7 protein-coding genes are annotated in these 5,049 nt (G+C 68.4%); 3 read left to right on the top strand and 4 right to left on the bottom strand.

Going from position 1 to position 5,049, the window contains the following annotated elements; genetic code table 11:
* On the bottom strand, window positions 1–251 hold a 251-nt coding region (locus ACWDX7_RS28305; protein ID WP_451492003.1), incomplete at its 3' end, for a transposase.
* Between the two features lie 130 nt (window positions 252–381).
* Here ACWDX7_RS28305 and ACWDX7_RS28300 point away from each other — a divergent pair.
* Complete coding sequence (locus tag ACWDX7_RS28300) at window positions 382–1,245, top strand: LuxR C-terminal-related transcriptional regulator (protein WP_451492004.1); 864 nt, start codon at window positions 382–384, stop codon at window positions 1,243–1,245.
* 273 nt (window positions 1,246–1,518) lie between these two features.
* Here ACWDX7_RS28300 and ACWDX7_RS28295 read toward each other — a convergent pair whose 3' ends face one another.
* Complete coding sequence (locus ACWDX7_RS28295) at window positions 1,519–1,722, bottom strand: hypothetical protein (protein ID WP_451492005.1); 204 nt, start codon at window positions 1,720–1,722, stop codon at window positions 1,519–1,521.
* 472 nt (window positions 1,723–2,194) lie between these two features.
* The gene (locus ACWDX7_RS28290) at window positions 2,195–2,344 is read right to left on the bottom strand and encodes a hypothetical protein (RefSeq protein WP_451492006.1); all 150 of its coding nucleotides are present in this window, start codon (window positions 2,342–2,344) and stop codon (window positions 2,195–2,197) included.
* A 705-nt stretch (window positions 2,345–3,049) separates the two neighbouring features.
* On the opposite strand from ACWDX7_RS28290, the gene ACWDX7_RS28285 reads away from it, so the two are divergent.
* Complete coding sequence (locus ACWDX7_RS28285; protein ID WP_451492007.1) at window positions 3,050–3,691, top strand: transposase; 642 nt, start codon at window positions 3,050–3,052, stop codon at window positions 3,689–3,691.
* Window positions 3,692–3,782: 91 nt separating this feature from the next.
* A complete protein-coding gene (locus ACWDX7_RS28280) occupies window positions 3,783–4,346 on the top strand; it encodes an isochorismatase family protein (protein ID WP_451492008.1) in 564 nt (187 codons plus the stop codon).
* A 217-nt stretch (window positions 4,347–4,563) separates the two neighbouring features.
* Here the strand turns inward: ACWDX7_RS28280 and ACWDX7_RS28275 are convergent.
* Window positions 4,564–5,049, bottom strand: a 486-nt coding sequence (locus tag ACWDX7_RS28275; protein WP_451752042.1) for a DDE-type integrase/transposase/recombinase, incomplete at its 5' end; no start/stop codon positions are given.

The following is a 5,049-nucleotide window of genomic DNA, read 5'->3' as shown; positions in this document are numbered from 1 at the left end:
GCCTCGGCGATCACGCCTTCCAGCAGCGCGGAGAAGACGCCGGCGTTCCGCCAGACCCGGAAACGCCCGTAGACGGTGGCCCAGGGGCCGAACTCGGAAGGCATCTCCCGCCACTGGCCGCTGGAGCGGAACCGCCAGATCACCCCCTCGAACTGTTCCCGCAGCCGCTCGGGATACGGGCCGTACCTGCCGATCGGCAGGTACGGCTCGATGAACTTCCACTGAGCATCGGTGAGTTGCCTACGCGTCACAGCCACTGTCCTACTGGGTTCCGCCCCACAGAGAAGGCAAAACCCAGCAACTGATCACGACACCACACAGGCCCTAGGGGCCCGACACCTGCTCCGGCACCTGCCCGGAGACGCCGCAAATGAGCGGCTGGTGCCTGTCGCACCGGAGAGTGCGGCAGCGATCATGTTCACCACCGCCGAGGCCGAGCTGCGCGGCAGGCTGGCCCGCATCGACGAACTGAAGGGTGACTTCGACGTCCTGGGTTCGCTCTACGCCGAGACCCAGCGCAGTCGGCGCAGGCATACGCCGATCCAAGAGGTGCACGGACTCGAATCCGCCACAGAGCTGCTCGAGAACGCGATTTCAGCCTGCCAGGTGGAAGTGCTGACCTGCGAACGCGGCAGGGACCTGCCGCCAGGGCGCATCGAGCAGGCCAACGAGCGCGATCTGGCCCTCGCCCGGCGTGGCATCCAGATGCGCACCCTCTACCAGCACTCCGCCCGCCACGAGGCAGCGACCCAGGACTACGTCAGCCATCTCGCCTCGTCGGGTAGCGAGGTCCGCACCTTGCCCGAGCTGTTCGGCAGACTGGTCGTTGTCGACCGGAAGGTCGCTTTCATCCCCCGTGCCGACGAGCACGAGGGCGTGGTCGTCGTCCAGGACCTCTCCACCGTCAGCTACCTGTGCGCAGTCTTCGAACACTCGTGGGTGCAGGCCACACCCCTCAACCCCGGGCACTTCGGAACGCCCGTCATCAAGACGGAGGCCGCACAGGCGATCGTGCGACTGCTCACGGAGGGCATGAAGGACGAGATGATCGCCAGACGACTCGGCATGTCCTTGCGAACCTGCCGCAAGCACATCGCGGACGTCATGGAGAGCTTCCGGGCTGAGAGCCGATTTCAGCTCGGATACCTGATCCGGGCACGGCTGGGCGACCCCAAACGCGCCAAGAGCGGAACGATCGACGTCGTTGTTGCTGCGGCCCTGTCCTCGGACAACCCAGAACAGTGATCACGGACCGCAACTGAACTGGTTGTCGGCGTACTTCGTTCAGCCGTACTTCCCCCCTCGAGGAAGGGGGAAGTACAACTCCGGCCACCCGTCTGCCGACCTGATCACCAAGGCCCTGAAGCAGGGCATCCGCCCCGAGGTTGCCGACCTCATCCAGCGCACGCGCACCGAGCTGCCCGCCGCAGCCTGATTCCGGCGGACGACCGTTGGATCACACCGCACGGCGGGTGTCCGTGACGCTGCCACCAGCTTCGTGAGCATGGTCCGCCGCAGTCACTCCTTCCTCGTCGCCGTGGCGATCCGGTCGGCGTAGGTGCGGTACGCCTTGCGCCCGGCCGGGGCGGAGCCGTCGCCGACGAGGGCGGCGCACTGCTTCAGCACGGCCTGGTGGAGCGCGGACGGGGCGGTGACGTGAGTAGCCCTGCCCGCGGTGGATCGTCCGGCCACCGCGCAGCGCTTCGCGGATCTCGGCGACATCGGTGGCCTTGAGGTGCTCGGCGAGCAGGCCGGGCACGTCGATGGCGTGCGGCTGCGGGTCCCACAGAGGAGGGGCCGGCCGATAGCCAGCCAGATCCAGGGGCGGGTCGAGCTGTCCAGGGTGGGCGAAGCCCAGCGCGTCGCGCCGCCGAAGGCGCCCTTGACCGCTCGGCGCGGCCCGCGCACTCCACGAGCGGGCGGCCCCGACCCCCGTTGCCGACAGCAACCGACTGGGGAACGAAGCCCTGGGGAAAATTCGGGATCCGCATCATCCCCCTGCCGGCGATCCCTGTCTTCACGGTAGGCGGTACTGGCAATCGGACAGGGGTCAGTCATGCTAAGCAACTCATCCGGGGGCCGCAGCCGTCACGCTGCACGCAGGCAGCAGTGCGGCCCACCTGGGCGCCCGAGCTGCTTGCGCACGGACGGTGGCCCCGCGGCTGGTTGGCCGCAGGGCCGGCAGGCGGCGGTGTCAGCGGCGGCCTCTGGCCGCCTCGGTGGGTATGCGGAGGCCGTCGCCGGCGACCAGGAGTGCGAGGACGACGGCGACGGCTTCGTTGCGCAGGACGCGAGCTGCTTGCCGGAGTCGGTCGGGATCCCGGGTGGGGAGGGACAGGGCCACGCACTACACCGTGTGTCCGCGCCGGACCTTCGTGGAGCAGATAGCCGGCTTGACCCGCAGGCATGGCCAGCGCACCGAGCGGCTGTGCTCGACCCTGGCCGCCCTCGGTCTCGCCCTGGCAGGCCGGGCCGGTGCTCGCCTCGCCTCCGTCCCCGGTGTGTCCGTCAGCCGGAGCACGGTCTTACGCCTGGTCGACGCGCTACCCGAGCCGGAGGTGCCAGCACCGCGTGTGGTTGGCGTCGATGAGTACGCCACCCGCAAGGGCCGCCACTACGGCACCGTCCTGGTGGACGTCGAAACTCGCCGTCCTATCGATCGCTCCCAGACAGGGAGGCGTCGAGCCTGGCCGCTTGGCTCGCTCAGCGGCCAGGTGTCGAAGTCATCTGCCGAGGTCGCGCGCCGTTCTTCGCCGAGGGCGCCGCGACCGGAGCACCACAGGCGGTGCAGGTCGCGGACCGGTGGCATCTCTGGCATAACCTGAGTGAAGCCACCGAGCGGAGCGTTGCCCAGCACCGCCGCTGCCTGTGTGTCCTGGCGCCCGCGGCAGCTCAGCCCGAACCCGAGGCCGTCCCGGCCGCGGACCCGTCCGCTTCGCCATGGCCGCGAGGACACCGGTTCGCCGACCGGACCCGGGCCCGGCACGCCGCCGTTCACGCCTTGCTGGAGGCAGGACACAGTCGGCGCTCGGTCCAGCGGCAGCTCGGTATGACCTATCGCACCGTCAAGCAGTTGGCCGACGCCGAGACGCCGGAGGAGCTGTTCACCGGTCAGTGGCAGAACCGGTCCTCCGTCCTGGACGACTTCAAGCCCTACCTGGACGACCGGTGGAGTGAGGGCTGCACCAACGCGTGGAAGCTGTGGGAGGAGATCGTGTCGCTCGGCTACAAGGGCAGTTATCAGCGCATGCGCGCCTACCTGAACGACAAGCGCACCTCACCGCGGCCGGTGACCGCCCCGCCCTCGCCCCGGGCCGTCGCCGGATGGATCCTCCGCCGCCCGGAAACCCTCACCGAGTCCGAGCAGCTCCAGCTCAAGGTTGTCCGGACGCACTGCCCCGAACTCGACGCACTCACCCGGCACGTCCGGTCCTTCGCGTCGATGCTCGTCGAGCGCCAAGGCGAACGCCTGCCGGAATGGCTCGCTGCCGTCCGACAAGATGACCTGCCCAGCCTCCACACCCTTGCCGCCGGAATCGACCGTGACCGGGACGCCCTCATCGCCGGTCTGACCCTGCCCTGGAACTCGGGTGTCGTCGAAGACCATGTCAACCGGATCAAGATGCTCAAGCGCCAAATGTTCGGTCGTGCCAGCTTCCGACTTCTCCGGAAACGAGTCCTGCTGGCGTGAGCTGGCCTGCAGCTCGTGCGGCCGTGCCACTGTCAGTGGCCCGGCCTACTCTGAGGGCGACACAGGACCCGTGAGATAACAGGAGTTCCCCTTGACGCCCCTTCCCGATCGGCCGCATACCGCGCTGCTCGTCATCGACGTCCAGAACGGGGTGGTGGAAGGCGCCCATGACCGTGATGGCGTGATCGCGAACATCAACATACTGGTGGGCAAGGCGCGCGCTGAGGACGTGCCCGTGGTCTGGGTGCAGCATTCGGACGACGGTCTCGAGCGGGACAGCGAGCCCTGGCAGTACGTGTTGGAGTTGGTACGCCGAGATGCGGAGCCTCTCGTCCACAAGACCTACGGTGACTCGTTTGAGGGCACTGCGTTGGAGGCGCTGCTCGCCGAGCGTGGGGTGGGCCAGCTCGTCGTGACGGGTGCCCAGAGCGACGGGTGCATCCGCGCGACTCTTCACGGGGCCTTCGTCCGCGGGTACGACGTGACGCTGGTCAGCAACGCGCATACGACGCAGGACCTCAGCGAGTACGGCGCGCCAGCCCCACACCAGGTGATCGCGCACACCAACCTCTACTGGCAGTGGCAAGGCGCACCCGGACGCCGCGCCAAGACCGTCGACACGGCAGAGGTGACGTTCACGGCGGACGCGAGCTGACCCGTTCCGGATCAGAGTTGCTCCGCACGCTCTCTCCGCGCAGCTTCCTCAGTGGTCACTCGGCGTGCACCCACCACAGAAGTTGAGCCAGAACCCGAGAACGGGAGGCAGCTGGGGGCAACGACGATCCCGGGCACGAAGGCCCTTCTTCCGCTCGGTCTTGAACGCGGTGAGGGCCCCGGCGCCAGCCGGGGCCCCCACCGCGTCTGCGGGCGGTCTAGGTGTATTGCCCTGTGAGGTTGGGGACGCGGCTGGCGGGTGGTTTGCCTGCGAGGGCGGTGTGTCCGCGGTGGTGATTGTAGGTGTGGAGCCACTTGGGGAAGGCATCGCGTCGTTCCTGCTCTGACTGGTAGGGGCGGGCGTAGGCCCACTCGTCCAGGAGCGTGCGGTTGAGGCGTTCGACCTTGCCGTTGGTCTGGGGCCGGTAGGGCCGGGTTCGCTTGTGGGTGATCCCGGCCGCTGCCAGCAGGTCCCGCCAGGCATACGACTTGTAGCAGGAGCCGTTGTCGGTCAGGACGCGCTCAACGGTGATCCCGACGCTGGCGTAGTAGGCCTGGGCCCGCTGCCAGAAGGCGGTCGCGGTCTCCTTCTTCTCGTCTTCGAGGATCTCGCTGTAGGCGAGGCGGGAGTGGTCGTCGACGGCGGTGTGGATGTAGCTGTAGCCGGTGCCGGACCTGGTTTTGCGGCCGGCTTGGCGGCCGAG

Source organism: Streptomyces sp. NPDC003034, assembly GCF_053591375.1.
The sequence above is the reverse complement of the archived record's forward strand: the minus strand, read 5'-3'. Positions and strand labels throughout refer to the sequence as shown.

What these genes read in the sequence shown, in the direction of transcription:
- ACWDX7_RS28285 (WP_451492007.1), top strand. Translation starts at nt 3,050, where the DNA reads ATGACCTATCGCACCGTCAAGCAGTTGGCCGACGCCGAGACGCCGGAG.
- ACWDX7_RS28295 (WP_451492005.1), bottom strand. Translation starts at nt 1,722, where the DNA reads ATGTCGCCGAGATCCGCGAAGCGCTGCGCGGTGGCCGGACGATCCACC.